At 71.4% G+C, this 26,745-nt stretch carries 18 protein-coding genes; 8 read left to right on the forward strand and 10 right to left on the reverse strand.

Annotated elements, in window-relative coordinates; translation table 11 throughout:
* Positions 1-115: 115 nt before the first annotated feature.
* The 3 genes from pyk to pta all read right to left on the reverse strand — a co-directional run bounded on the left by pyk (position 116) and on the right by pta (position 4,959).
* A complete protein-coding gene (gene pyk / locus ACWGE1_RS11550) occupies positions 116-1,546 on the reverse strand; it encodes a pyruvate kinase (protein WP_453420305.1) in 1,431 nt (476 codons plus the stop codon).
* Between the two features lie 61 nt (positions 1,547-1,607).
* Positions 1,608-2,822, reverse strand: coding sequence for an acetate kinase (locus tag ACWGE1_RS11555; protein WP_453420306.1), 1,215 nt, complete (start codon positions 2,820-2,822; stop codon positions 1,608-1,610).
* Positions 2,823-2,868: 46 nt separating this feature from the next.
* A complete protein-coding gene (gene pta, locus ACWGE1_RS11560; protein ID WP_453420307.1) occupies positions 2,869-4,959 on the reverse strand; it encodes a phosphate acetyltransferase in 2,091 nt (696 codons plus the stop codon).
* Between the two features lie 224 nt (positions 4,960-5,183).
* Here pta and ACWGE1_RS11565 point away from each other — a divergent pair, with 224 nt between their 5' ends.
* Entirely contained in the window at positions 5,184-6,209 is a 1,026-nt protein-coding gene (locus ACWGE1_RS11565; RefSeq protein ID WP_453420308.1) for an ATP-dependent 6-phosphofructokinase, read from the forward strand.
* Between the two features lie 82 nt (positions 6,210-6,291).
* Here the strand turns inward: ACWGE1_RS11565 and ACWGE1_RS11570 are convergent, their stop codons facing one another.
* Positions 6,292-6,915 (reverse strand): helix-turn-helix domain-containing protein, encoded by a 624-nt coding sequence (locus ACWGE1_RS11570; protein ID WP_453420331.1) that lies wholly within the window; start codon positions 6,913-6,915, stop codon positions 6,292-6,294.
* A 338-nt stretch (positions 6,916-7,253) separates the two neighbouring features.
* Between ACWGE1_RS11570 and ACWGE1_RS11575 the strand changes: the two genes are divergently transcribed.
* Positions 7,254-7,646, forward strand: a complete 393-nt coding sequence (locus ACWGE1_RS11575) for a MerR family transcriptional regulator (protein ID WP_453420309.1) — start codon at positions 7,254-7,256, stop codon at positions 7,644-7,646.
* A 13-nt stretch (positions 7,647-7,659) separates the two neighbouring features.
* Positions 7,660-8,001, forward strand: a complete 342-nt coding sequence (locus tag ACWGE1_RS11580) for a thioredoxin family protein (protein WP_453420310.1) — start codon at positions 7,660-7,662, stop codon at positions 7,999-8,001.
* Positions 8,002-8,012: 11 nt separating this feature from the next.
* Here ACWGE1_RS11580 and glgB read toward each other — a convergent pair whose 3' ends face one another.
* From glgB to ACWGE1_RS11600, 4 genes are all read right to left on the reverse strand, one after another.
* Entirely contained in the window at positions 8,013-10,319 is a 2,307-nt protein-coding gene (gene glgB / locus ACWGE1_RS11585) for a 1,4-alpha-glucan branching enzyme (protein WP_453420311.1), read from the reverse strand.
* The gene (locus tag ACWGE1_RS11590) at positions 10,316-11,767 is read right to left on the reverse strand and encodes a maltokinase N-terminal cap-like domain-containing protein (RefSeq protein ID WP_453420312.1); all 1,452 of its coding nucleotides are present in this window, start codon (positions 11,765-11,767) and stop codon (positions 10,316-10,318) included. Before ACWGE1_RS11590 ends, glgB begins: the two co-directional genes overlap by 4 nt.
* Before the next feature lie 299 nt (positions 11,768-12,066).
* The gene (gene treS, locus ACWGE1_RS11595; RefSeq protein ID WP_453420313.1) at positions 12,067-13,785 is read right to left on the reverse strand and encodes a maltose alpha-D-glucosyltransferase; all 1,719 of its coding nucleotides are present in this window, start codon (positions 13,783-13,785) and stop codon (positions 12,067-12,069) included.
* The gene (locus ACWGE1_RS11600; protein ID WP_453420314.1) at positions 13,782-15,776 is read right to left on the reverse strand and encodes a maltotransferase domain-containing protein; all 1,995 of its coding nucleotides are present in this window, start codon (positions 15,774-15,776) and stop codon (positions 13,782-13,784) included. Before ACWGE1_RS11600 ends, treS begins: the two co-directional genes overlap by 4 nt.
* A 478-nt stretch (positions 15,777-16,254) precedes the next feature.
* On the opposite strand from ACWGE1_RS11600, the gene ACWGE1_RS11605 reads away from it, so the two are divergent.
* The 4 genes from ACWGE1_RS11605 to ACWGE1_RS11620 all read left to right on the forward strand — a co-directional run bounded on the left by ACWGE1_RS11605 (position 16,255) and on the right by ACWGE1_RS11620 (position 21,473).
* Complete coding sequence (locus tag ACWGE1_RS11605) at positions 16,255-16,899, forward strand: helix-turn-helix domain-containing protein (protein WP_453420315.1); 645 nt, start codon at positions 16,255-16,257, stop codon at positions 16,897-16,899.
* Positions 16,900-17,036: 137 nt separating this feature from the next.
* Positions 17,037-17,906, forward strand: coding sequence for a hypothetical protein (locus ACWGE1_RS11610; protein ID WP_453420316.1), 870 nt, complete (start codon positions 17,037-17,039; stop codon positions 17,904-17,906).
* 120 nt (positions 17,907-18,026) lie between these two features.
* A complete protein-coding gene (gene glgP, locus ACWGE1_RS11615) occupies positions 18,027-20,663 on the forward strand; it encodes an alpha-glucan family phosphorylase (RefSeq protein WP_453420317.1) in 2,637 nt (878 codons plus the stop codon).
* A gap of 168 nt (positions 20,664-20,831) precedes the next feature.
* The gene (locus ACWGE1_RS11620) at positions 20,832-21,473 is read left to right on the forward strand and encodes a hypothetical protein (RefSeq protein WP_453420318.1); all 642 of its coding nucleotides are present in this window, start codon (positions 20,832-20,834) and stop codon (positions 21,471-21,473) included.
* Positions 21,474-21,633: 160 nt separating this feature from the next.
* On the opposite strand, the gene ACWGE1_RS11625 is transcribed toward ACWGE1_RS11620, so the two are convergent.
* Entirely contained in the window at positions 21,634-23,904 is a 2,271-nt protein-coding gene (locus ACWGE1_RS11625; RefSeq protein ID WP_453420319.1) for a M4 family metallopeptidase, read from the reverse strand.
* 382 nt (positions 23,905-24,286) lie between these two features.
* On the opposite strand from ACWGE1_RS11625, the gene ACWGE1_RS11630 reads away from it, so the two are divergent.
* The gene (locus ACWGE1_RS11630; RefSeq protein ID WP_453420320.1) at positions 24,287-25,762 is read left to right on the forward strand and encodes a sugar transferase; all 1,476 of its coding nucleotides are present in this window, start codon (positions 24,287-24,289) and stop codon (positions 25,760-25,762) included.
* 22 nt (positions 25,763-25,784) lie between these two features.
* Here ACWGE1_RS11630 and ACWGE1_RS11635 read toward each other — a convergent pair whose 3' ends face one another.
* A complete protein-coding gene (locus tag ACWGE1_RS11635) occupies positions 25,785-26,729 on the reverse strand; it encodes a GDP-L-fucose synthase family protein (protein ID WP_453420321.1) in 945 nt (314 codons plus the stop codon).
* Between the last annotated feature and the right edge of the window lie 16 nt (positions 26,730-26,745).

Raw genomic sequence — 26,745 nt, forward strand, 5'->3', positions numbered from 1 at the left:
ACTTCGAGTTCTCCCGGCTGAGCAAACACCGAGGGCGGTACCCCGGATCCTTGTGGGGATCCGGGGTACCGCCCTCGGTCTCTGTGCGGCAGAGGTTCGAGCGGTGCCGGCGGCGTCAGCCGCGGGTGTCGCCGCCCAGGTGGTGGACCCGGACCATGTTGGTGGTGCCGGGGACGCCGGGGGGCGAGCCGGCGGTGATGACCATGGTGTCGCCCTGGTTGTAGCGGTTGAGCTTGAGCAGCTCGCCGTCCACCAGGTCGACCATCGCGTCGGTGGTGTCCACGTGCGGGACGATGTAGGAGTCGACGCCCCAGCTCAGCGTGAGCTGGTTGCGGGTGTTGACGTCGGTGGTGAAGGCCAGGATCGGCTGGGTCACGCGGTAGCGCGACAGGCGGCGGGCGGTGTCCCCGGACTGGGTGAAGGCGATGAGCGCCTGGCCGTCGAGGAAGTCCGCGATCTCGCACGCCGCGCGGGCGACGGAACCGCCCTGGGTGCGGGGCTTCTTGCCCGGGACCAGCGGCTGGAGGCCCTTGGAGAGGAGCTCCTCCTCGGCCGCCGTGACGATCTTCGACATCGTCTTGACGGTCTCGATCGGGTAGGCGCCGACCGAGGACTCGGCCGACAGCATGACCGCGTCCGCGCCGTCGAGGATCGCGTTGGCGACGTCGGACGCCTCCGCGCGCGTCGGGCGGGAGTTGGTGATCATCGACTCCATCATCTGGGTCGCGACGATCACCGGCTTGGCGTTGCGGCGGCACATCTCGATGAGCCGCTTCTGGACCATCGGGACCTTCTCGAGCGGATACTCGACGGCCAGGTCACCACGGGCCACCATGACCGCGTCGAAGGCGTCGACCACGGCCGCCATGTTCTCGACGGCCTGCGGCTTCTCGACCTTGGCGATGACGGGGACCCGGCGGCCCTCCTCGTCCATCACCTTGTGGACGTCCTTGACGTCGTTGGCGTCGCGGACGAAGGAGAGGGCGACCATGTCGCAGCCCATCCGCAGGGCGAAGCGGAGGTCGTCGACGTCCTTCTCCGACAGGGCGGGGACGTTCACGGCGGCACCCGGCAGGTTGATGCCCTTGTGGTCCGAGATGACACCGCCCTCGATGACGATGGTCTTGACCCGGGGGCCGTCGACCTCGGTCACCCGGAGCTCGACGTTGCCGTCGTTGATCAGGACCTGGTCACCCTTGGCGACGTCGCCCGGGAGGCCCTTGTAGGTGGTGCCGCAGATGGACTTGTCGCCCGGGACGTCCTCGGTGGTGATGGTGAACTCGTCACCGCGCACCAGCTCGACGGGACCCTCGGCGAAGGTCTCGAGACGGATCTTCGGGCCCTGGAGGTCGGCAAGGACGCCGACGGCGCGCCCGGTGTCCTCGGAGACCTGCCGGACGCGGTCGTACCGCTCCTGGTGTTCTGCCTGGGATCCGTGGCTGAAGTTGAATCGGGCCACGTTCATACCTGCCTCGATGAGCGCTTTCAGCTGCTCATACGAGTCGACGGCGGGGCCCAGCGTGCAGACAATTTTGGAACGGCGCATGACTGGATCCTATCGGTTTGTTTCGTAGCGGAATATTCCGTCTGGTGGAAAGTCCAAGTGACTACTGAGTAACCAGCGCATACGCCTGGGTGGCGATCTCCAGTTCCTCATCCGTCGGGACCACCGCCACCGCCACCCGGGCGTACTCCGCCGAGACCAGCCGCGGCTCGCCGGAGCGCACGGCATTGGCCTCCGGGTCCAGTGCCAGGCCCAGCTCGGCCAGGCCGTCGAGCGCGGCCTCCCGGACCTGGTGGGCGTTCTCGCCCACCCCGGCCGTGAAGGTCACCGCGTCCACCCGCCCGAGCACCGCCGAGTAGGCCCCGATGTACTTCTTCAGCCGGTGGACGTACGCGGCGAAGGCGAGGCTCGCCGCCTCGTCGCCCTCGCCCGCGCGCCGCAGCACCTCGCGCATGTCGTTGTCGCCGCACATGCCCAGCAGACCGCTCTTCTTGTTCAGGAGCGAATCGATCTCATCCACCGAGAAGCCGCCCACCCGCGCCAGGTGGAAGACGACCGCCGGATCGACATCGCCCGAACGGGTCCCCATGACCAGCCCCTCCAGCGGGGTCAGCCCCATGGACGTCTCCACGCACACCCCGCCCCGCACGGCCGAGGCGGAGGCGCCGTTGCCCAGGTGCAGCACGATCACGTTCACGTCCTCCACCGGCTTGCCCAGCAGGCGCGCCGTCGCCCGGGAGACGTAGGCGTGGGAGGTGCCGTGGAAGCCGTACCGCCGGATGGAGTACTCCTCGGCCGTCGCGGCGTCGATCGCGTACCGCGCCACGTGCTCCGGCATCGTCGCGTGGAAGGCCGTGTCGAAGACGGCGACCTGCGGGATGTCCGCGCGCAGCGCGCGCGCCACCTCGATGCCCGTCACGTTCGCCGGGTTGTGCAGCGGAGCCAGCGGGATCAGCTTCCGGATCTCCGCCAGCACCTCGTCGTCGATGACGGTCGGCCGGGTGAACCGCGTCCCGCCGTGCACGACCCGGTGCCCCACCGCCGCCAGTTCGGGGGAGTCCAGACCCATCCCGTCGGCGGCGAGCTCCGCGGCCACGGCCTTCAGCGCGGCCCCGTGGTCCGCGATCGGGCCGAGCTGCTCCCGCCTGCCGCCGGCGGCGCCGGGACCCGCGAGCGGCTCGTGCACCAGCCGGGAGGTCTCCTCGCCGATGCGCTCCACCAGGCCGGCGGCGAGCCGGGACCGGTCCGCCATGTCGAGGAGCTGGTACTTGACCGACGAGGAGCCGGAGTTGAGGACGAGTACGCGCGATGCGGTCACGATGAGGTTCTTTCCTGGTCGCGGGCGGTGGGGGAGGGGAGGGGGATCAGGCGGTGGCCGTGGGCGCCGGCGCGCCCTGCGCCTGGATCGCGGTGATGGCCACGGTGGTGACGATGTCCTGGACGAGCGCACCGCGCGAGAGGTCGTTGACCGGCTTGCGCAGACCCTGGAGCACCGGGCCGACCGCCACCGCGCCCGCCGAACGCTGCACGGCCTTGTACGTGTTGTTGCCCGTGTTGAGGTCCGGGAAGATCAGCACCGTCGCGCGGCCCGCCACCTCGGACCCGGGCAGCTTGGTCGCCGCGACCGAGGGCTCCACGGCCGCGTCGTACTGGATCGGCCCCTCGATCTGCAGGTCGGGGCGCTGCTCGCGGACGAGCTCGGTGGCCTTGCGCACCTTGTCGACGTCCGCGCCGCTGCCCGAGGTGCCGGTCGAGTACGAGAGCATCGCGATGCGCGGCTCGACACCGAAGGCGGCCGCGGTGGCGGCCGACTGGACGGCGATGTCGGCGAGCTGCTCGGCATTCGGGTCCGGGTTGACCGCGCAGTCGCCGTAGACGAGGACCCGGTCCGCCAGGCACATGAAGAAGACCGAGGAGACGATGGAGGCCTCCGGCTTGGTCTTGATGATCTCGAAGGCCGGGCGGATGGTCGCCGCGGTGGAGTGCACCGAACCGGAGACCATGCCGTCGGCCAGGCCGCGCTGGACCATCAGGGTGCCGAAGTAGTTGACGTCGGTGACCACGTCGCCCGCCAGCTCGACGGTCATGCCCTTGTGGGCGCGGAGCTGGGCGTAGTACTCGGAGAAACCTTCCCGCAGCGGGGAGGTCGCCGGATCGATGAGCTGCGCGCCCGAGATGTCGACGCCGAGGTCGGCGGCCTTCTTCAGGATCGCCTGCTCGTCGCCCAGCAGGGTCAGGTCGCAGACCCCGCGGCGCAGCACCACGTCCGCGGCGCGCAGCACGCGCTCCTCGGTGCCCTCGGGCAGGACGACGCGGCGGCGGTCCGAGCGGGCCCGCTCCAGCAGCTCGTGCTCGAACATCATCGGCGTGACGCGCTCCGAGCGGGCCACCGACAGCAGACCGCGCAGCTCGCCGGTGTCCACGTGCCGCTCGAACAGGCCGAGCGCGGTCTCCAGCTTGCGCGGGGTCGCGGAGTTCAACCGGCTCTGCAGCGAGAAGAGTTCGGCGGCGGTCGGGAAGCTGTTGCCGGCCACCGACACCACGGGCGTGCCCGGCGCCAGCTTCGAGGCCAGCGTCAGGATGTCCTTGCCCGGGCGCTCGTTCAGGGTGAGCAGCACACCGGCGATCGGCGGGGTTCCCGAGGTGTGCGCGGCCAGCGCGCCGATGACCAGGTCGGAACGGTCGCCGGGGGTCACGACGAGGCAGCCGGGGGTCAGGGCGTTCAGGAAGTTCGGCAGCATGGCGCCGCCGAAGACGAAGTCCAGGGCGTCGCGGGCCAGCCCGGCATCGTCACCGAGGAGCACCTCGCCGCCGAGCGCCCGGGTGATCTGGGCGACGGTCGGGGCGGAGAGCGACTTGTCGTCCGGCAGCACGTAGCAGGGCACGGGGAGCCGGGCGGCCAGTCGCTCGGCTATGACGTCGCGGTCCTCCGCGGCCACCCGGTTGACGACCATCGCGACGACGTGGCAACCCAGGGTCTCGTAGGCGCGGTAGGCGTTGCGGGCCTCGGCGCGCACGGCCTCGGCCTGGTGCCTGGTGCCGCCGACGACGGGGACGACGACCGCGCCCAGCTCGTTGGCGAGGCGGGCGTTGAGCGCCAGCTCGTCGGGGAGGTTGGTGTCCGCGTAGTCGGTGCCGAGGACGAGCATGACCTCGTAGTCGCGGGCCACCCGGTGGTAGCGGTCGACCAGCCGGGACACCAGTTCGTCGGTGCCCTTCTCGGCCTGGATCGCCGAGGCCTCCTGGTACGACATCCCGTAGGCCGTCGCGGCGTCCTGCTCGATCCGGTAGCGGGCCTTGAGGAGGTCGAAGAGCCGGTCCGGTGCGTCGTGCAGCAGCGGGCGGTAGACGCCGACCCGGGCCGTCTGCCGGGTCAGCAGCTCCATGATCCCCAGTTCGACGACCTGCCGGCCGTCCCCCCGCTCGATACCGGTCACGTACACGCTGCGCGTCACGCCCGCTCTCCGTCCCATGCTGTGAATGTCATTTTGGTCTGGCTTGACCTCTTGACAATACCTCTGTCAATGGGTAGGACGCCCACCGGGAAAAGGCCCGGCCGGGAGGGCCGAAAGGCCCTCGGGGCGGAGCGGCCGAAAACGCGCGGCATCCCGGGCCCGTGGAACAATCGGACAGGCTTCACCATTACGCCCTTCATATGTACGGCAGGAGACACAGCACGATGCGTATCGGAGTTCTCACCGCAGGCGGCGACTGTCCGGGCCTCAACGCTGTCATCCGGTCGGTCGTACACCGCGCCCTGGTCGGGCACGGAGACGAGGTCATCGGTTTCGAGGACGGCTTCAAGGGCCTCCTCGACGGCCACTTCCGCCCCCTCGACATCAATGCCGTCAGTGGCATCCTCGCCCGCGGCGGCACGATCCTCGGTTCGGCGCGCATGGAACGCGCCCGTCTCCACGAAGCCGCCGAGAACGCCCAGGAGCTGGCGACGCGCTACGGCATCGACGCCCTCATCCCGATCGGCGGCGAGGGCACCCTGACCGCCTCCCGGATGCTGTCGGACGCCGGGATGCCGGTCGTCGGCGTGCCGAAGACCATCGACAACGACATCTCCTCCACCGACCGCACCTTCGGCTTCGACACCGCCGTCATGGTCGCCACCGAGGCGATCGACCGCCTCAAGACCACCGCCGAGTCGCACCAGCGCGTGATGGTCGTCGAGGTCATGGGCCGCCACGCGGGCTGGATCGCCCTGGAGTCCGGCATGGCCGGCGGTGCGCACGGCATCTGCCTGCCGGAGCGCCCCTTCGAGGTGGACGCCCTGGTGAAGATGGTGGAGGAACGGTTCGCCCGCGGCAAGAAGTTCGCCGTGATCTGCGTCGCCGAGGGCGCGCACCCGGCCGAGGGCTCCATGCCGTACGAGAAGGGCGCGATCGACCAGTACGGCCACGAGCGCTTCGCCGGCATCGGCAACCGCCTCGCGATCGAACTGGAGCACCGCCTCGGCAAGGAGGCCCGGCCGGTCATCCTCGGCCACGTCCAGCGCGGCGGCACCCCCACCGCCTACGACCGGGTCCTCGCGACCCGCTTCGGCTGGCACGCCGTCGAGGCCGTCCACCGCGGCGAGTTCGGCAACATGACCGCCCTGCGCGGCACCGACATCGTCATGGCGCCGCTCGCCCACGCGGTCACCGAGCTGAAGACCGTCCCCGAGGACCGCATGTACGAGGCCGAGTCGGTCTTCTAGATCCGCGGGATCCGCTCCGGGCGGGACCTTCGACCCGGATCCCCCGGCCGAAGGGTCCCGCTCCCCGTCCGCCCGGCGGGTCCTACGCCGCACCGCCCGCGAGCTGCCAGAACCGGTCCACGATCTCGACGAGGAACTCCCGGCCGGCGTCACCGCTGCCGGCCTCGCCCTGGCCGCCGCCCCAGCTGAGCGTCGCCACCATCCGCGACTGGTAGTCCCCGTGCAGCTGGTCCAGTACCACCTCCAGGTGGTGCTTGGGGATCGGCAGCAGCTTGCCCAGCGGCTTCACGTACGCCTGCCAGCGCGTGGTCACCGCACTGCGCAGCAGCTCGGCGAGCTCCTCGTGCTTGCCGGTCGCCGTCACGAACTGGGCCAGCGTCAGGCCCAGTACCGTGGCGAGGGCTGCGGACTGCCGCTCGTTGCCCTTCCAGCGCCCGGTGTCCTCCATCTTCTGGTACGAACCCGTCTCCAGGCCGATCCGCCGGGCCAGTTCGTCCGCCGCGAGGCCCCGGGCGATGCGGTGCTCCCGCAGGGTGACAGGCTCCGCGAGCAGCTCCCCGGGGGCGCACCACAGGACGCCCGCGAGCGCCGTGAGCTCGGCGGAGGAGGGTGATATCTCGCCACGCTCCCAGGCCATCACGGTCTCGGGCGCGACGACGAGTCCGTACTGGGCGCGCAGGCCGTAGGCGACATGACCGGGAGCCATGCCCAGGGCCGCGCGCAGGCGTCGCGCGGCGGGGGCATTGAAAGGCGGGCTGGAGTGCACACCGCACACCGTAGAAGTGGCCAGGCTGCGGCGCCTACAGACCAAACAAACAAGCCCATACCTCGTAGGAACGTCCTATGAAGTTAAGGGCTTTCGTCAGTTTTTCGGGCGACTGTCCGGTAATCGGTGACGTCGAAGATCCTTTCATGGGTACGGTTCCAGCCAACGCCCACCGACGCAAGACCTCTCACATCCCCTCCACACAATGTGAACCGGCCGCCCCCCGTCCCTCCCCCTTTCCTTGCCTTGACGTCGGCGTCAAGGACTACGGTCGGCCCATGCGCATCGGAGAACTGGCGGAGCGGGCCGGGACCAGCACCCGGACGCTGAGGTACTACGAGTCGCGCGGGCTGCTCCCCGCGCGGCGGGCCGACAACGGCTACCGGAGCTACGACGAGGACGACCTGCGGCTGCTGAGCCAGATCCGCATGCTCCAGGACTTCGGCTTCGAGCTGGAGGAGACCCGGCCCTTCGTGGACTGCCTGCGGGCCGGCCACCCGGCCGGGGACTCCTGCCCCGCCTCGCTCGCCGTCTACCGGCGCAAGCTCGCCGAGCTGGACGGGCTGATCGGCCGGCTGGCCGATGTGCGCGAGCAGCTCGGGCGGCAGTTGGCCGATGCGGAACGAGCGGCGGGCGAGGCGGCCGCGCCGAAGTGCGAGATGACCGGATGAGAGGGACGGGGACATGAAGGCCCACGGTGTGGCGCAGGTGACGGACGCGGATTTCGAGGCCGAGGTGCTCGGGGAGCGGGGACGGCCCGTCCTCGTGGAGTTCACGGCGGACTGGTGCGGCCCCTGCCGCCAGCTCGCCCCCGTCATCTCCTCGATCGCCGCCGAGGAGGCCGACCGGCTCAAGGTCGTGCAGATCGACGCGGACAGCAACCCCGGGGCCGTCACCCGGTACGGGGTGCTGTCCATGCCGACCCTGCTCGTCTTCCGTGACGGCGAGCCCGTCCAGCAGATCGTCGGGGCCCGGGCCAAGCGCCGGCTGCTCCAGGAACTGGAGGAGCAGCTGGCCACGGCCTGAGCCCCGGCGCCTCAGAGCTTCGGCCGGAACCAGACGGTCGCCAGCGGCGGGAGGGTCATGCGCAGGCTCGCCGGGCGGCCCTGCGCCGGCACCGGCTCCGGCCGCAGCGGCCGCGTGTGGTGGATGCCGCTGCCGCCGTAGACCTCCAGGTCGGTGTTGAGCACCTCCTGCCACAGCGGCACCTCCTCCGGCACCCCGAGCCGGTAGCCGTGCCGGACCACGGGCGAGAAGTTCGACACGGCGAGGAGCTGCGAGCCGTCCTGCGCGTACCGCAGGAAGGCGAAGACGTTGTCCTCCGCGGCGTCGGCCTCCACCCAGGCGAAGCCCTCCGGCACGGTGTCCCGCTCCCACAGGGCGGGCGCCGCCGTGTACGTGCGGTTCAGGTCGCGCACGAGTTCCCGTACGCCGCGGTGGTCGCCGGCCGCCGCGTAGGAGGAGTCCAGCAGCCACCAGTCCGGCCCGTACGTCTCCGACCACTCCGACCCCTGGGCGAACTCCTGTCCCATGAAGAGCAGTTGCTTGCCGGGGTGGGCCCACATGAAGCCCAGGTACGCCCGGTGCGCGGCCCGCTTCTGCCACCAGTCGTCCCCGGGCATCTTCGACACGAGCGCGCTCTTGCCGTGCACCACCTCGTCGTGCGAGATCGGCAGCACGTAGTTCTCACTGAAGGCGTAGATCATCCCGAAGGTCATGTCGTGGTGGTGGTACTTGCGGTGCACCGGCTCCTTCGACATGTAGCGCAGGGTGTCGTGCATCCAGCCCATGTTCCACTTCAGGCCGAAGCCGAGCCCGCCGGAGTCCGTCGGCCGGGTCACGCCCGTCCAGGCCGTGGACTCCTCCGCGATCGTCACGACGCCCGGGCAGCGCCGGTACACCGTGGCGTTCATCTCCTGGAGGAAGGCCACCGCGTCCAGGTTCTCCCGACCGCCGTGCTCGTTGGGCGACCACTCGCCCTCCTTGCGCGAGTAGTCGAGGTAGAGCATCGAGGCCACCGCGTCCACGCGCAGGCCGTCCACGTGGAACTCCTCGCACCAGTACACGGCGTTGGCGACGAGGAAGTTGCGCACCTCCTTGCGGCCGTAGTCGAACTCCAGCGTCCCCCAGTCCGGGTGCGCGGCCCGGCGCGGGTCCTGGTGCTCGTACAGCGGCCGGCCGTCGAACTCCGCGAGCGCCCAGTCGTCGCGCGGGAAGTGCGCGGGCACCCAGTCGACGATCACCCCGATCCCGGCCCGGTGCAGCGCGTCCACGAGGAAGCGGAAGTCGTCCGGGGTGCCCATCCGCGAGGTCGGCGCGTAGAAGCCGGTGACCTGGTAGCCCCACGAGCCGCCGAAGGGGTGCTCGGCGACCGGCATCAGCTCCACGTGCGTGAAACCCAGCTCCTTGACGTACGCGGGGAGCTGCTCGGCGAGCTGCCGGTAGGAGAGCCCGGGCCGCCAGGACGCCAGGTGCAGCTCGTACACGGAGAAGGGGGCCTGGTGCGGGGGCCGGGCGCCGCGCTCGGCCATCCACGCCGCGTCCTGCCACTCGTACCGGGAGGCGGTGACCACCGAGGCGTTCGCCGGCGGGACCTCCGCGGACCGGGCCATCGGGTCGGCGCGCAGGGTGTGGCTGCCGTCCGGGCGGGTGATGTCGTACTTGTAGAGCGTCCCGGTGCCCACCCCCGGCAGGAACAACTCCCACACGCCGGTCGAGCCGAGCGAGCGCATCGGGTACGCGACAGAGTCCCAGTAGGAGAAGTCCCCGGAGACCCGCACCCCCTGGGCGTTCGGCGCCCACACCGTGAACCGGGTCCCGGCCACGCCCTGGTGCTCCATCGGATGGGCGCCGAGCGCCGTCCACAGCTCCTCGTGGCGGCCCTCGCCGATCAGGTGCAGGTCCAGCTCGCCGAGGGCCGGCAGGAACCGGTACGGGTCGTGGATCTCGATCTCGTCGCTGTCGTACGCGACCAGCAGCCGGTACTCCGGCACACCCGTCAGCGGAAGCAGCCCCGAGAACAGCCCGTCGCCCTCGTCGACCAGCTCGGCCCGCAGCCCCTTGGCGACGATGGTGACCGTCTTGGCGTAGGGGCGCAGCACCCGGAAGGCCACCCCGCCCCGCTGGGTGCGGGCCCCCAGCACCGCGTGCGGATCGTGGTGGCGGCCCTCCAGCAGCCGGGCCCGTTCGTCAGCGCCGAGGGCGGGCGCCGGCCGGACGCCGTGCGGAGGGGCGGCGCGGCGGGCCCGGGGCGCCCGGGCCTTCTTCGCCGCCGCCGGGGCGGGAACGGGGGCGGGTGCGGCTTCGTCGCGGACGGTCGGTGACGGCTGTCGTGCGGCGCTCACGCGAGCGGCCTCCTCGGGGGCTTCGGGCGGGGGTGGGGGTGGGGGGAGATGGAGCCGGGGGCGGACGGGGTCGGCGGCACGCGGTGGGCGGGCCGTACGGGCTCCGACAGCCGCCGGATCGCGGCCATCGGGACGTGCAGCCAGTCGGGGCGGTGCCGGGACTCGTACCGGGCCTCGTACACCGCCTTGTCGGTCTCGTACGCGCGCAGCAGGACGGGGTCCTCGCGGGGGTCCCGGCCGGTGGTGCGGGCGTAGCCCTCGCAGAAGGCGGCCCGGCAGTCGTCCGCCCAGGCGGGGGCGAACGGCCGGTGCGAGCGGGCCGCGTAGTCGAAGGAACGCAGTATCCCGGCGATGTCGCGCACCGCCGGTTCGGGACGGCGCCGGTCGGCCAGCGGCCGGGCCGGCTCGCCCTCGAAATCGATCAACGACCAGCTGCCGTCGAGGGTGCGCAGGGTCTGCCCCAGATGGAGGTCCCCGTGGATCCGCTGTGCGGGCACCCCCGCCCCCCGGGAGGCGGCCAGCGCGTCGAAGGCACCCCGCAGCCCCGCCTCGTACGGCCGCAGCGCCGGCACCTCCCGGGCGGTGGCGGCCAGCCGCGCCGTCATCCCCGCGGCGAGCCGGGCGGTCTGCTCCGGGCCGAGCGCGACCGTGGGCAGCGCCGCGGCCAGCGCGCTGTGCACCTCGGCGGTGGCCCGGCCCAGCGCGTGCGCCTCGGCGGTGAAGTCCGCCCCGGCCCCGAGCCGGCGCAGCGCGAGCTGCCAGCCGTCGTCGGAGCCGCGCAGGTACGGCTGGAGCACGCCCAGGGTCATCGGTTCGCTGCCGGGCGGCTCGGCCTCGTACCAGGCGACGGGCGCGGGGACCCGGGAGCAGCCGGCGGCGGCCAGCGCCCTGGGCAGTTCCAGGTCCGGGTTGACCCCGGGCCCGACCCGGCGGAACACCTTTAGGATGAACGAATCTCCGTAGATCAGCGAGGAATTGGTCTGCTCCCCGGAGAGCGGCCGGGGCGTGAGCCCCGCCGGGATCGGCGTGGCCGGGTCCCGGTCGAAGCGCAGCGGCCCGAGGGCGCCGGGGGAGCGCAGCCGCTCCAGCAGCATGGCCGCGAGCCGGGGATCGCCGAGTGCCTCGTAGACCGCCCGGCCCGCGTACGGACCGTCCTCGGCATGGCCGATCAGGGTGGGTGCGAGGGCGGGCGGCAGGGACGGGCGGATGCCCAGCAGCAGTTGGTAGCAGTCCCCGTCGACGTCGAGGAGCAGGTGCAGCAGTCCGGGAGTGGATCCCGGCGGCAGCAACTCGGCTGCCGAGACGGTGCTGAGCCTGCTGATGGTGCGGCCCTTGCCCGCGAACCAGCGCTGTGCGGGCAGCCAGGTCCTCAGCATCGGCTCCAGTGGAGCGATCCCGGCGGCCCGGTCGGCCGTCAGCCGGCTCCGGGCGGATGCAGCCTCCGACATGGCGTCGCGTCCTTTCCCCGGGCCGTCACAGAATGCGCAGAGTGTCCCGGATGCGCGGCAGTTGCTTCTCCGGCATGTGCGAGTGTCGGGTCAGGATGGTCCGTACAGGGGCGGGCGATTGACCCATTCGAGCGGCCCGCCCCCTCTTTGAAGGCCCGGTTCGCCTCCGGAGCGCCCCGAACCCGACTCACAGGTCCGTACGTGCCCGGAATCGCTCGTACTTCGCGATTCCTCCGCGCGTGCGGACCTGTTCCCCAGGCACGCTCCTTCGGCTCACCCGCCCCCAGACCGGCTCCCGGCTACGGGGCGCGCAGTTTGCCGCGCTGTTCGGTCCGCAGCCGGAACCAGTAGAAGCCGTGGCCCGCCAGGGTCAGCAGGTACGGCCACTCGCCGATCGGCGGGAAGCGCACATCACCGGTGAGTTCCACCGGGACCCGTCCGTTGAACGACCGCAGATCCAGCTCGGTGGGCTGCGCGAAGCGCGAGAAGTTGTGCACGCACAGCACCAGGTCGTCCCCGTACTCGCGCAGGAACGCGAGCACCGCCGGGTTCGACGACGGCAGTTCGGTGTACGAGCCGAGTCCGAAGGCCGGGTTCGCCTTGCGGACCTCGATCAGCCGACGGGTCCAGTGCAGCAGCGAGGAGGGCGAGGACATCGCGGCCTCGACGTTGGTGACCCGGTACCCGTAGACGGGATCCATGATGACCGGCAGGTTCAGCCTGCCCGGATCGCAGGAGGAGAAACCGGCGTTGCGGTCCGGGGTCCACTGCATCGGCGTGCGGACGCCGTCGCGGTCGCCCAGCCAGATGTTGTCGCCCATGCCGATCTCGTCGCCGTAGTAGAGCACCGGCGAACCGGGCAGCGACAGCAGCAGGGCCGTGAACAGCTCCATCTGCTTGCGGTCGTTGTCCAGGAGCGGCGCGAGCCGGCGCCGGATGCCGATGTTGGCCCGCATCCGCGGGTCCTTGGCGTACTCGGCGTACATGTAGTCGCGCTCTTCGTCCGTGACCATTTCGAGGGTGAGCTCGTCGTGGTTGCGCAGGAAGATGCCCCACTGGCAGCGGTCCGGGATCGCCGGGGTCTTGGCCAGGATTTCGGAGACCGGGTAGCGCGACTCTCTTCGCACGGCCATGAAGATGCGCGGCATGACGGGGAAGTGGAAGGCCATGTGGCATTCGTCCCCGCCCTTCTCGTAGTCGCCGAAGTAGTCGACGACGTCCTCGGGCCACTGGTTGGCCTCGGCGAGCAGCACGGTGTCCGGGTAGTGCGCGTCGATCTCGGCCCGGACCCGCTTGAGGAGCTGGTGGGTGCGGGGCAGGTTCTCGCAGTTGGTTCCCTCCTCGGCGTACAGGTAGGGCACTGCGTCGAGGCGGAAGCCGTCGATGCCGAGGTCGAGCCAGAAGCGCAGGGCGGAGACGATCTCCTCCACCACGGCCGGGTTCTCGTAGTTGAGGTCCGGCTGGTGGGAGAAGAACCTGTGCCAGTAGTACTGCTTGCGTACGGGGTCGTACGTCCAGTTGGAGGTCTCGGTGTCGACGAAGATGATGCGGGCGTCCTGGTACTGCTTGTCGTTGTCGGCCCACATGTAGTAGTCGCCGTACGGACCGTCCGGGTCCTTGCGCGACTGCTGGAACCACTCGTGCTGATCGCTGGTGTGGTTCATGACAAAGTCGATGATCACCCGCATGCCGCGGGTGTGCGCGGCATCCACGAACTCCACGAAGTCGGCGAGGTCGCCGAACTCGGGGAGCACGGAGGTGTAGTCGGCGACGTCGTAACCCCCGTCGCGCAGGGGTGAGGCGAAGAACGGCGGCAGCCAGAGGCAGTCGACACCGAGCCACTGGAGGTAGTCCAGTTTGCTGGTGAGCCCCTTGAGGTCCCCGACGCCGTCGCCGTTGCTGTCGTGGAAGGAGCGGACGAGGACCTCGTAGAAGACCGCCCGCTTGAACCAGTCGGGATCGCGGTCCTTGGCGGGGGTGTCCTCGAAGGTGTCGTGGACGGGATCGTTGATCATCATGTGGTGGGTGACCCTCCGGTGGGCGGGGACGGTCGCAGAGCGGCCAGTACGTGCGCGGGCGTGCGGCCCGGCTCTAGGCGCACGTAGTTCGCCCTGCCCCAGTGATAGGTCTCGCCGGTGAGCTCGTCGCGCACCGCGAGGGACCCGTGCCAGTCGAGGCCGAGTACCGGCATGTCCAACGACACGGTCGCCTCCTGGGTGTGGTGCGGATCGAGGTTGACGACCACCAGTACGGAATTGGCTCCGGCGTGCTTCGAATAGGCGATCACCTGTTCGTTGTCGGTCGAGTGGAAGTGGATGTCGCGCAACTGCTGGAGCGCGGGGTTGCGGCGGCGCAGCCGGTTCAGGGCGGTGATCAGCGGGGCGATGGTGGCGCCGGTGCGGTCCGCGGCGGCCCAGTCGCGCGGCCGGAGCTCGTACTTCTCGGAGTTCAGGTACTCCTCGCTGCCCTCCCGCACCGGGGTGTTCTCGCAGAGCTCGTAGCCGGCGTAGACCCCCCATGCGGGCGAGAGGGTGGCGGCGAGGACGGCCCGGACCTCGAAGGCGGGACGGCCGCCGTGCTGCAGGTACTCGTGCAGGATGTCCGGGGTGTTGACGAAGAAGTTCGGCCGCATGACCGAGGCGGAGGGGGTGTCGGCCAGCTCGGTCAGGTACTCGGTCAGCTCGGCCTTGGTGTTGCGCCAGGTGAAGTACGTGTACGACTGCTGGAAGCCGATGGCGGCGAGCGCCCGCATCATCGCGGGCCGGGTGAATGCCTCCGCCAGGAAGATCACGTCCGGGTCGGACTTGTTGATGTCCGCGATCACCTTCTGCCAGAACACGACCGGCTTGGTGTGCGGATTGTCGACCCGGAAGATCCGGACGCCGTGGCCCATCCAGTGCCGCAGGATCCGGCACGTCTCCTCGACGATGCCCGCCATGTCGGTGTCGAAGTGGATCGGGTAGATGTCCTGGTACTTCTTCGGCGGGTTCTCGGCGTACGCGATCGTCCCGTCGGCGCGGTGACGGAACCACTCCGGGTGCTTCTCCACCCAGGGGTGGTCGGGGGAGCACTGCAGGGCGAAGTCCAGTGCGATCTCCATGCCCAGCTCGCGGGCGCGGGAGACGAAGGCGTCGAAGTCCTCGACGGTGCCCAGTTCCGGGTGGACCGCGTCGTGGCCGCCCTCCGTGGAGCCGATGGCCCACGGCACACCCGGGTCCCAACTACCAGCAGAAAGAGTGTTGTTCGGACCCTTGCGGTAAGTGGACCCGATCGGGTGGATGGGCGGCAGGTAGACCACGTCGAAACCCATCGCGGCGATCGCGGGCAGCCGCTCGGCGGCGGTCCGGAAGGTCCCGCTCACGGGGGCCTCGCCGGGCTCCAGCACCGCTCCCTCGGAGCGCGGGAACATCTCGTACCAGGAGCCGAAGAGGGCACGCCTGCGCTCCACCAGGAGCGGCAGGGGCTTGGAGGCCGTGACCAGCTCCCGGTACGGGCGCCTGGTGAGCGCGGCGTCCACCGCGGTGTCGAGGGCGGCCTCGTACCGCTCGGCGGCGGGCCGGTCCTCGTCGCGCATGAGCTCGGCGGCGGCCAGTACGGCCTCGCGCCCGTCGCGCTTGGGGATCCGGGCCCCGGCCCGCTCGTAGAGCTCCGCGCCCTCCAGCAGCATGAGCCCGGTGTCGATCCCGGCGGGGATCTTGATCGCGGCATGGGCCCGCCAGGTGGCCACCGGATCGCTCCACGCCTCGACGGTGTACGTCCACCTCCCCTCGATCTCGACGGAGACCTTGGCGCCCCACCGGTCGGTGCCGGGGGCGAGTTCGCTCAGCGGCACGGGGGCCCGCAGCCGCCCGCCCGGATCACGCAGGACGAGGTGGGCGGCGACGGCGTCGTGTCCTTCGCGGAACACGGTGGCGGAGATCTCGAAGACCTCGTCCACGACCGCCTTTGCGGGTCTGGCGCCGCAGTCGACGGCGGGGCGGACGTCCAGCACGGGAATGCGACCGATCATGATGGGATCACCTGGGGGCAGTTCGCAGGGCTCGGTGACAACAGGCCAGCCGGAATCACGGCTGGTAGTGCACGCTCTGTTCGCTCTGTTTCTAGCCGCTCAGTGGACGGCTGGGCTGCGGGCATGGCCGCTCCTGTCCGCGTTCACTCGGGTGGCGGGGAGAGGGTTTGTGGGCGGGTGCGCCGTGCGTGTACGACGTGTACCCGGGGAGCCCTTCCCACTCTCGCCCCGCCCAATCCGCGCGCTCGGTTAACTACTCGTACGTAGTGGCACGGGCAATGCCAAGGGCCGGGTCGACATCCGGCGGGGCTCCGTCAAGTCGGCCGGAACCGGCCGGTGCAGCGGCGGACGCGGGGCGGGAACCACCTGTCCCAGGGGCCCCGCGGACCCCTCCCGCAGGGCCTGCGGGGCCGCATCGGGAGACAATGGCCCGTCATGCCGACAGGTGGAGTGACCAGTGATTCGGGGGTCTTGGACGATGCGGACGCCGCAGGAACGCAACGGCACCGGACCGGCCGACGGCGACACGGCCGTGCCGCCCCTCGCGGCCGGCGCCTCGGCCCGGCTGCGCGCGCAGAAGGTATCCGGCGGGACGGGCATGGGGGCGATCCTGGGCCAATTACTGGCGGCCGTCGACGACCACGGGGCCGAATGCGCCCCGAGGGAGCTGGACCGGCTGGGACGCGTCACCCTCGACCTGGTCGACGCCTGCCTGGAAGAGCGCCGCGACACCCACGGCGAATCACCCGCCGCCGCGTCCCGCCCCGGCGGGCTGATGGAGCGGATCAACACCTACATCGACCACAACCTCGGCGACCCGGACCTGACCCCGCAGACCATCGCCGCCCGCCACCACATCTCGGTGCGCCGACTGCACCTGATGTTCCAGGACGAGCAGGACAGCGTCGCGGCCGCCGTCCGCCGGCGCCGACTGGAACGCTGCCACGCCGACCTCGTCCGGCCCGATCTGCTCACGCGCCCCGTCCATGCCATCGCCGCCCGCTGGGGCTTCGGCAGCGCCGCCGTCTTCGGCCGGGCCTTCCGCGAGGCGTACGGCCTCAGCCCCGGCGAACGGCGCGCGCAGGCCGCGGCGGCGGACCGCCCGCACCCGGGCACGCCCTGAGGCCGTGTCCGGCTGGGCCCGTTACGCGGTCCCGGCGGGACGCAGGACAGGCCCGCGGGCGGCCACCGCACCGCCGGCGATCGCGCACGCGGTGGCCCGGTCGCCCACCCCGTCCCCCGTACGGGGGACAATGCCGCATGGACTCGGAGGCACTGCACGAATTGATCGGCGCACAGCTGCGTGCGGCCGCCCCCCGGCTGCGGGAGGCCGCGGCGCGCCGGGCGGTGGACGTCGCCTGGGGACCGGACCAGGAGCGGTACCTGGCCGCCGCGCTCGCCGACGCCGTCGGCCGCGAGGACGACCCGGCCGCCCTGGCGGCGCAGATCGACGCCCTGCCCGCCGTCGAACCGGCCCTCGGCGACACCGCGCTGGCCCGCCTCGCGCCTTGGAGCGCCGACTTCCCGGTCCTGGCCGCGCTGCTCGTCCGCGCCGCCCGGCTGCAGATCGCCGGGCCCGCGGTACCCGTCGGCGACGCGACCCGGGTCGACGTGCGCTGCCTGCGCGGAGCCCCGCACTCCGGGCTCGGGCTGCGCACCCCGGGCGGGGCGTGGGTGGTCCTGGAGCGGATCGAGGTCTACGGCAGGGCCGTGGACCGGCTGGACCCCGGCTGCACGGCCCGGGTGTTGCTGTCCGGATCCGGCGCGCGGGGGCTGGCCGAGTGGGACCGCCTGGAAGCCGAACCCCGGGCCCGGGAGTGCGCACCGCGGCTGCGCTCGGCCGACACCCGGACGCGGCGGTCCGCCGCCGAGGCCATCGCGGACTGGCCGAACTCCTGGGCGCCCGAGGTGGGCCGCTACCTGTGCGGCGCACTGGCCCGGGCCGCGGTGCGGGAGCAGGACCACGACGCGCTGGAGTCCCACCTGCACGCGCTGCTCGCATTGGACCAATTCCTGGCGGAACCGGCGTTCGCCCTGCTGCGCACGATGGACCGCGCCGCCCTGCCGGAGGTGCTGCGGCCGTATCTGGACGACCTGTTGGAGGAGGACCGGTCCCATGCCCGCCGATGAGCCCCGCCGCAGGCGCCATGGCCGGAACCGGCGGGCGTCGCTAGCCTTCCCGGGGTGATGCGCGGGTGCACAGCGTGGTGCGGCCGCTCCGATCCGTAATCCCCTGCGAAGGTGGAACACGTGAAGGCTATCCGTCGATTCACCGTGCGCCCCGTCCTCCCGGAAACCCTGCTGCCACTCACCGGCCTCGCGCGCAATCTGCGCTGGTCGTGGCATCCCGAGACCCGTGAACTCTTCCAATCCGTCGACCCCGAGGGCTGGCAGGCCGCCGGTGGCGATCCCGTCCGGCTGCTCGGCGCCGTCTCCGCGGCCCGGCTCGCGGAACTGGCCGCGGACCGCCGGTTCCTGCGGAGGCTCGCCGTCGCCGCCGCCGACCTCGATGACTATGTGAACGGCGGGAGGTGGTACCAGAGCCAGGAGAACGGCGCGGAACTGCCCGCCTCCATCGCCTATTTCTCCCCCGAATTCGGGATCACCGCAGCCCTGCCGCAGTACTCCGGCGGCCTCGGCATCCTCGCCGGTGACCACCTGAAGGCCGCCAGCGACCTCGGCGTCCCGCTCATCGGAGTGGGCCTGCTCTACCGCCACGGCTACTTCCGCCAGTCGCTCTCCCGCGACGGCTGGCAGCAGGAGCACTATCCCGTCCTCGACCCCAACGAACTCCCGCTCGGCCTGCTCCGCCAGGACGACGGCACCCCCGCCCGCGTCTCGCTGACCCTCCCCGGCGGACGCACCCTGCACGCCCACATCTGGCAGGCCCGCGTCGGCCGCGTGCCCCTGCTGCTCCTGGACTCCGACGTCGAGGACAACGACGCCCCGGCCCGCGAGGTGACCGACCGGCTCTACGGCGGGGGCAGCGACCACCGGCTGCTCCAGGAGATGCTGCTCGGCATCGGCGGCGTGCGCGCGGTGCGTACGTACTGCCGGATCACCGGGCACCCCGACCCCGAGGTCTTCCACACCAACGAGGGCCATGCCGGCTTCCTCGGACTGGAACGCATAAGGGAACTGGAGCGGGAGCAGGGCCTCGGCTTCGACGCCGCCGTCGAGGCGGTCCGTGCCGGAACCGTGTTCACCACGCACACCCCCGTCCCGGCGGGGATCGACCGCTTCGAGCGGGCGCTGGTCGCCCGGCACTTCGGGGAGGGCGGGGAACTGGCCGGCGTACCCGTCGAGCGGATCCTGGAACTGGGCGCCGAGACCTATCCCGGCGGCGACCCCGGCGTGTTCAACATGGCGGTGATGGGCCTGCGCCTGGCCCAGCGGGCCAATGGGGTGTCCACCCTGCACGGTGCGGTCAGCCGGGAGATGTTCGCCGGGCTGTGGCCCGGCTTCGACCCGGCCGACGTGCCCATCACCTCCGTGACCAACGGGGTGCACGCCCCGACCTGGGTGGCCCCCGAGGTGGTCCGGCTCGGCGCCCGGCAGATCGGCGCGGGCCGCGCCGAGGACGCCCTGTCCGTCGGCGGCTCCCCCCGCTGGGACGCGGTCGCCGACATCTCGGACCAGGACGTGTGGGACGTGCGGCGGGTGCTGCGCGAGCAGCTGGTGCAGGAGGTACGGGACCGGCTGCGGGCCTCGTGGCGCCAGCGCGGGGCCGCCGCGGCCGAACTGGGCTGGGTGGATTCCGTACTCGACCCCGACGTGCTGACCATCGGCTTCGCCCGGCGCGTGCCCTCGTACAAGAGGCTCACGCTGATGCTGCGCGACCCGGAGAGGCTGCGCAGGCTGCTGCTGGACCCGGAGCGGCCGGTGCAGATCGTCGTGGCGGGCAAGGCGCATCCGGCCGACGACGGCGGGAAGCGGCTCGTGCAGGAACTGGTGCGGTTCGCGGACGACCCGCGGGTCCGGCACCGGATCGTCTTCCTGCCCGACTACGGCATGGCCATGGCGCAGAAGCTCTACCCGGGCTGCGACGTCTGGCTGAACAACCCGCTGCGGCCGCTGGAGGCGTGCGGGACGAGCGGGATGAAGGCCGCGCTGAACGGCTGCCTCAACCTGTCCGTGCTGGACGGCTGGTGGGACGAGTGGTTCGAGCCGGACTTCGGCTGGGCCATCCCGACCGCCGACGGGCTCGGCGCGGACGAGGACCGGCGCGACCACCTGGAGGCGAGTGCCCTCTACGAGTTGATCGAGAACCGGGTCGCACCCCGGTTCTACGACCGGGCAGGGCGCAGCGGACTCCCGGTGCGGTGGATCGAGATGGTCCGGCGCACCCTCGTCTCGCTGGGGCCGAAGGTGCTCGCCGGGCGCATGGTCCGGGAGTACGTGGAGCGGTTGTACACCCCGGCCGCGCTCGCCCACCGGGCCCTCGACGCCGAGGCGGCGCGTGACCTCGCCTGGTGGAAGGGGCGGGTCCGGGCGGCCTGGCCGCGGATCTCCGTAGAGCACGTGGAGACGCTCGCGGCGGCTCCGGTCAACGGCACCGCCGAGCTGGGCGCCACCCTCACGCTGCGCGTGCAGGTGGCGCTGGACTCGCTGGCGCCCGAGGACGTGGAGGTGCAGGCCTTCGCCGGCCGGGTGGACCCGCAGGACGTGATCCGGGACGGGCGGAGCTTCCCGCTCAAGCCGGCCGCGGGACCCGATCTGGAGGGCCGCTGGGTGTACGAGGGCCCGCTCGCCCTCGACCGTACCGGGCCCTTCGGCTACACCGTGCGCATCCTGCCCGCGCACCCGCTGCTGGCGACCCCGGCCGAATTGGGGCTGGTCGCGGCCCCGGTGGAGACGGACGCGGGGGGCGGCGTGCTCCTGCGCTGACCTCGCGGGGGCCGGGCGGTGCGCCGCGGGTGGGCGCCGCCCGGCCTCATGGGTGAACCACGCTCGTCCAGGGTCCGCGGAAACGTTTCGGCAGGGTGTCCCGCTCCTACGCTGCCCGAGGATGCCACCGGACCGGCATCCGCGGAACCCGAGGAACGGACTCCCCCCATGCGTCTTCGCTCGACCGCCGCCGTCTTCGTCGGCGCACTCGCGCTCACCCTGCCCACCGCCGGCCCCTCGCTGGCCGACGACCACGGCGAACGGGCCCTCGGCACGCTCCATTACCAGTACCTCGACGCGGCGGGCTCCCCGCGGAGCGGGCAGATCCGGCCCGCCGACAACGACACCTGCTACCTGCTGACGCGCACCTCCCGCGACGAGCCCGCCGTCGAGGTGCGCAACGAGACCCGGTCGCTGGCGGTCCTCTTCGACAACCGCAGCTGCGACGGGGAGGCGGAGAAGGTGCTGAAGCCGGGGGAGAAGGCGAAGCGGGTGGAGGTCGTCTCGGTCTACTTCAAGCCGGTGACCGACGCGAACGCGGGCCGGGGCGACACCGGGGGCAACGGCGGGAACGGCGGGAACGGCACCTGGCCGGGCCGTGACGACCAGAGCCGGGACGACGAGGTGGACCAGGAGCCGACCGACGGCGGCACCGGTGGCAACGGTGGCACCGGTGGGAACGGCGGGAACGGGGGCAATGGCGGCAACGGCACCTGGCCGGGCCGTGACGACCAGAACCAGAACCTCGACGAGGAGGAAGTGGAGGAGGAAGAGGACTTCGTCGCTCTCATCCTCCGCGCCCTCCGCTGACCGGTCCGGCCGGCAGGAGGTCCGGACCCCCCCACGGGAGGTCCGGGCCCGTCGGGCCCTCCGCCGCGTCGGGCCCATGGAACAGGGCCGCCCGGGGAGGATTCCTCCCGGGCGGCCCCGTGGTCTGTCTTTCAGCTGTCGTTCACCCGGCCCCGTGGGGTCAGAAGGTGAGCTTCCAGCTGTTGATGTAGCCGGTGTCCAGGCTGGCAGCGTCGCGGACGCGGAGCTTCCAGGTGCCGTTGGCGACCTCGGAGGAGGCGTTCACGGTGAAGGACTGGACGATGTTGTCCGCGCTGCCGCCGGAGCGGTTGCGCAGGTTGTACACGCTGCCGTCGGGGGCGACCAGGTCGACCACCAGGTCACCGACGTAGGTGTGGACGATGTTCACGTCCACCTTCAGCGTGCTCGGGGCGTTGCCCGTGCGGGTCACCGCGAGCGGGGACTCGACCGTGGCGTTGTCCGCGATCTGGTAGTCGTTCGTGTTCTCGAAGACGTTCTGCTGGCCGGTGCCGACCGTCCAGGTGAAGGCCGCCGTACCGGTCTTGCTCTGCGAGTCGGTCACGGTGACGGTCACGTTGGACGTGCCCGCGGTGGTGGCCGTACCGGAGATCAGGCCGGTGGAGGCGTTGATCGACAGGCCGGCCGGCAGGCCGGTCGCCGCGTAGCTCAGCGCACCCGGGTTGGTGCTGGTGGCCTGGACCTGCAGGCTGACAGCGGTGTTGATCTGGGTGTTCTGGTTGGCGATCGGGGTGACCGAGACGCCGCTCACGATGCGCGGGCCGACGTTGATGGCCGCCCAGGCGTTCGCCGCGTTGTTGTAGGTGGTCGAGCCGGCGCCGTACAGGTCGGCCGCCGCCTGCAGGGTCGCCGTGCGGGCGGCCGCGTAGTTGGTGTTCGACTTGAACAGACCGGTGGTCAGGGCGCGGAACCAGATCTTCGAGGCGGCGTCACGGCCGATCGCGGTGACCGGGAGACCGTCGGAGGTCGGCGAGTCGTAGCTCACGCCGTTGACGACCTTGGCGCCGGAGCCCTCGGAGGCCAGGTAGTACCAGTGGTTGGCCGGGCCCGAGGAGTAGTGGACGTCGATCGAGCCGATGCCCGAGTACCAGGCGTCCTTGGACGAGCCGTCCTTGCTCGGCTTGTCCATGTAGCGCAGCGGGGTGCCGTCGCCGTTGATGTCGATCTTCTCGCCGACCAGGTAGTCGCCGACGTCCTGCGGGTTGTTGGCGTAGAACTCGACCGCCGCCGCGAAGATGTCGGAGGTGGCCTCGTTCAGGCCGCCGGGCTCACCGCTGTAGGTCATGTTGCCGGTGACCGAGGTCAGGCCGTGGGTCATCTCGTGCGCGGCCACGTCGGTGGAGGTGAGCGGCTTGTTGTTGCCCTCGCCGTCGCCGTACGTCATGCAGAAGCAGGAGTCGCTCCAGAACGCGTTGACGTAGGCGTTGCCGTAGTGGACCCGGCTGTACGGGGCCACGCCGTCGTTGCGCAGGCCGTTGCGGCCGTGCACGTTCTTGTAGTAGTCCCATGTGACCGCGGCGCCGTAGTGCGCGTCCGCGCCGGCCGTCTCCAGGTTGGACGGCTGGTTGTTGCCCCAGATGTCGTCCGGGCCGGAGAAGAGCGTGCCGGTGCCGGAGCCGCTGCCGCGGTTGAGGTTGTACGTCTTGTGGTTGCCGCGCGCTGCGTCGGTCAGGTTCCAGGTGCTGCCCGACTGGGTGGTCCCGAGGGTCACCTGGCCGCTGTACATGGTGTTGCCGGTGCCGGTCTCGATGGCCTGCCACTCGGTGATCCTGGCGCCGGTCCTGGCGTCGGTCACCACGTGCAGCTCGTTCGGCGTGCCGTCGTGCTGGAGGCCGCCGACGACGGTCTCGAACGCGAGCCTCGGAGCGCCCTCGGCCGCCCAGATCACCTTGCGGGCGTTCTTGGAGGGCTTGGCCTCCTTCGAACCCTCGGCGCCGGCCGCGGAGACCGCCTGGCTCTCGGCGGCCGCCGGGGTGACGGAGGCCTCGGTGGTCGCGACCTTGATCTCGTGCTGGGTCGCCTTGGTCACACTCTTGGTGACGCCGCCCTTGGCGTGGACGGTGAGGTCACCGCCGAGCACGGGAAGACCGTCGTACGTGCGCTCGTACGTGGTGTGCGTGGTGCCGTCCGCATCCTGGACGACATCGCGGACGACGAGCTTCTCGCCGCTGCCGAGACCGAGTGCCTTGGCGGCCTGCGCGGTGGTCGAGTTGGCCTCGGCGAGGAGCGTCGCACGCTCCGAAGCGCTGAGTACGCGGTTGGCCGCGCCCGGGTTGGACTGGGCGGCCTTGGGTGCCTGTGACGCGGTGGCGTCGGCGGTCGCGGTGCCGGTCTGTATGCCTACGGCGAGCAGGGCTGCCGCGGCAACGAGCGCGCCGGCCGCGGTGGCACGCCTCTGGGGGGTGGACCTCAACGCAGACTCCTTCTGCAAGGGGGGTTCCGGATGGCTGGGTGGGCCTCCGGGCAGAACAGGGCTGGTGCGATGAACGGTCGAAGATTGCCACTCGCAGAGTCAGATGTCAGGGCCGCGTCAAATGATTGGCCGGAAACGGTTCGTTGTCCGAAGATACGTATCCGGTATCCGGACCATTCACCTTCGTATGTGTCCTGCGTCGTTCGGCATACGGAACGCCTTATACCGGTTGCTAACACTTGCGCAACAAGAGACTGCGTTGACCCAAACGGCATTTACCGTACGGGTGTTTGTCGTACTGTTTCCCGGTGCGGCGGATGTTCGTAGCCAGGGGAAGCCATGGACACCTGCCACTGTCATAGACCACGTGCCAGGGGGGCCCATGAGGCATGTCCATTTTCCTGCGCAAAGAGTGGCCAGAGCGGCCCGGGAGTCCCTTGCGCCTGCACGGCGCCTCGGGGACAAGGCCCGTTGGTACCGCCCGGCCGCCGTCGCCGCCGACTTCTTCGGCGCCGCGATCCCCGTAGGGCTCGTCTTCGACGCCGCACAGCAGGTCCGGCCCGTCTACTGCGCCCTGGCCGCCGCCGTGGCGTGGACCGGGGTGCAGGCCATGCGCCGGCGCTACGCGACCCGGGTGCTCGGTGAGTCCCGCGGTGTGCTGCCCGTCCTGCACGACTGGCTGATTCTGATCGGCGTTCTGGCCGTGGCGCGCGTGGTGACCGAAGAAGCCACCCCCCGGCTGTCCGCGCTGGGCGCCCTGCTGCCCGCTCTGCTCATCACCGTCGCCTGCCACAAACTGACCTACCGCCACCTCTCGGCCGCCCGGCGCGAGGCCCAGGCCGTGAGCCGCGTCCTCGTCGTCGGCGAGCCCGACGCGGCCGAGGACGTCATCGCGCACCTCGCCGCCCGCACCGACCACCCGTACGTCGTCGTCGGTGTGGTCCCGGTCGGTGCCGGGCCGCTCGCCAGCGGGGTGCCCGTCGCGGCGCGGCTCGACGGACAGACGCCCGAGAGCCCGAACGGCGACTCCGCGGCGGTGCTCGGAGCCGTCGCCAGCCACCACGCCGACCTGGTGCTGGTCGCCCCCGGCGTGCGGATCACGGGGGAGCGGCTGCGCCGGATCGCCTGGGCCCTGCACGACGCCGGGCTGGAACTCGCCGTCTTCCCGGGACTGGTGGAGGTCTCCGTCAAACGGCTGGAGACCCTCTCCGCCGGCGGCCTCGCCGTGCTGCGGGTCGCGCCGCCCGTCAGCCGCGGGATGCAGACCCTGCTCAAGTCGGCCCTGGACCGGGTGGGAGCCGCCGCCGGACTGCTCCTGCTCTCCCCGGTCCTCCTGGGGATCGTCCTCGCCATACGCTTCGGCTCGCGCGGCCCGGCCTTCTACCGGCAGCGCCGGATCGGCCGCGACGGGGTCCCGTTCGTCATGTGGAAGTTCCGCACGATGGTCGTGGACGCCGACGCCCTCAAGGCCGAGCTGTCCGGGTCCAACGAGAACGACGGCCTGATGTTCAAGATGCGCCGCGACCCCCGGGTGACCCGGGTCGGCCGGCTGCTGCGCCGCACCTCGCTGGACGAACTCCCGCAGCTCATCAACGTACTCACCGGCCACATGTCGCTGGTCGGCCCGCGCCCGCCGCTGCCGGAGGAGGTGGCGGAGTACGACGAGGTCGAGCTGCGCCGGCTCACCGTGCGGCCCGGGATGACGGGACTGTGGCAGATCAGCGGAAGGTCCGACCTGTCCTGGGACGAGACGATCCAGCTCGACCTGCAGTACGTCGACAACTGGTCCTTCACCAGCGATGTCGACGTCATGGGCCGTACGCTCCGCGCCGTCGTCGACGGTCGCGGAGCGTACTGAGGGACCCGGGCCGCCTGTGCGATCAGCTCTGCTCGCGCCACCACCGGTACGTGGCGGCGATGCCGTCCCGCAGCGGGACGCCGGGCTTCCAGCCGAGCGAGGTCAGGCGGCTCACGTCCAGCAGCTTGCGCGGGGTCCCGTCCGGCTTGGAGGTGTCCCAGGCGAGCCGGCCGCGGAAGCCGGTCACCTCGGCGACCGTCTCGGCCAGCTCCCTGATGGTCAGGTCCTCGCCGCAGCCGATGTTGACGGGCTCGTCGCCGTCGTAGGTGTTCAACAGCACGGCGCAGGCCGCGGCCAGGTCGTCCACGTGCAGGAACTCCCGGCGCGGGGTGCCCGAGCCCCACAGCGTGACCTCGTCCCGGCCCTCGGCGGCGGCTTCGTGGAAGCGCCGGACGAGGGCGGGCAGGACGTGCGAGGTCTCCAGGTCGAAGTTGTCGCCCGGGCCGTAGAGGTTCGTCGGCATGGCCGAGATGTACGAGGCCCCGTACTGCTTGCGGTACGACTGGACCTGGACGATGCCGGCGATCTTCGCGAGGGCGTAGGCCTCGTTGGTCGGCTCCAGCGGGCCGGTCAGCAGGGCGTCCTCGCGGATGGGCTGCGGGGCCAGCTTCGGGTAGATGCAGGACGATCCGAGGAACAGCAGCCGGCCCACACCGGCGGCGTGCGCGCCGCCGATCACGCTGAGCTGGATCTGCAGGTTCTCCTCCAGGAACTGCACCGGGTACGTGCTGTTGGCCATGATCCCGCCGACCTTGGCGGCGGCCAGCACCACGGCGTCCGGGCGGACGTCCTTCAGGTACGCCCCGGTCGCGGCGGCGTCACGCAGGTCGAGGTCGGCGCGGCCCCGGGTGAGCACCTCATGGCCGTCGGCGGTGAGCCGCCGGGCGACCGCGGAGCCCACGAGGCCGCGGTGGCCCGCGACGAAGACGCGGGCGTTCGGGGGCAGGAGCGGCAGCGAACTTGTCATACCGCCGATGATGCCA

This window comes from Streptomyces sp. NPDC054932, assembly GCF_053610205.1.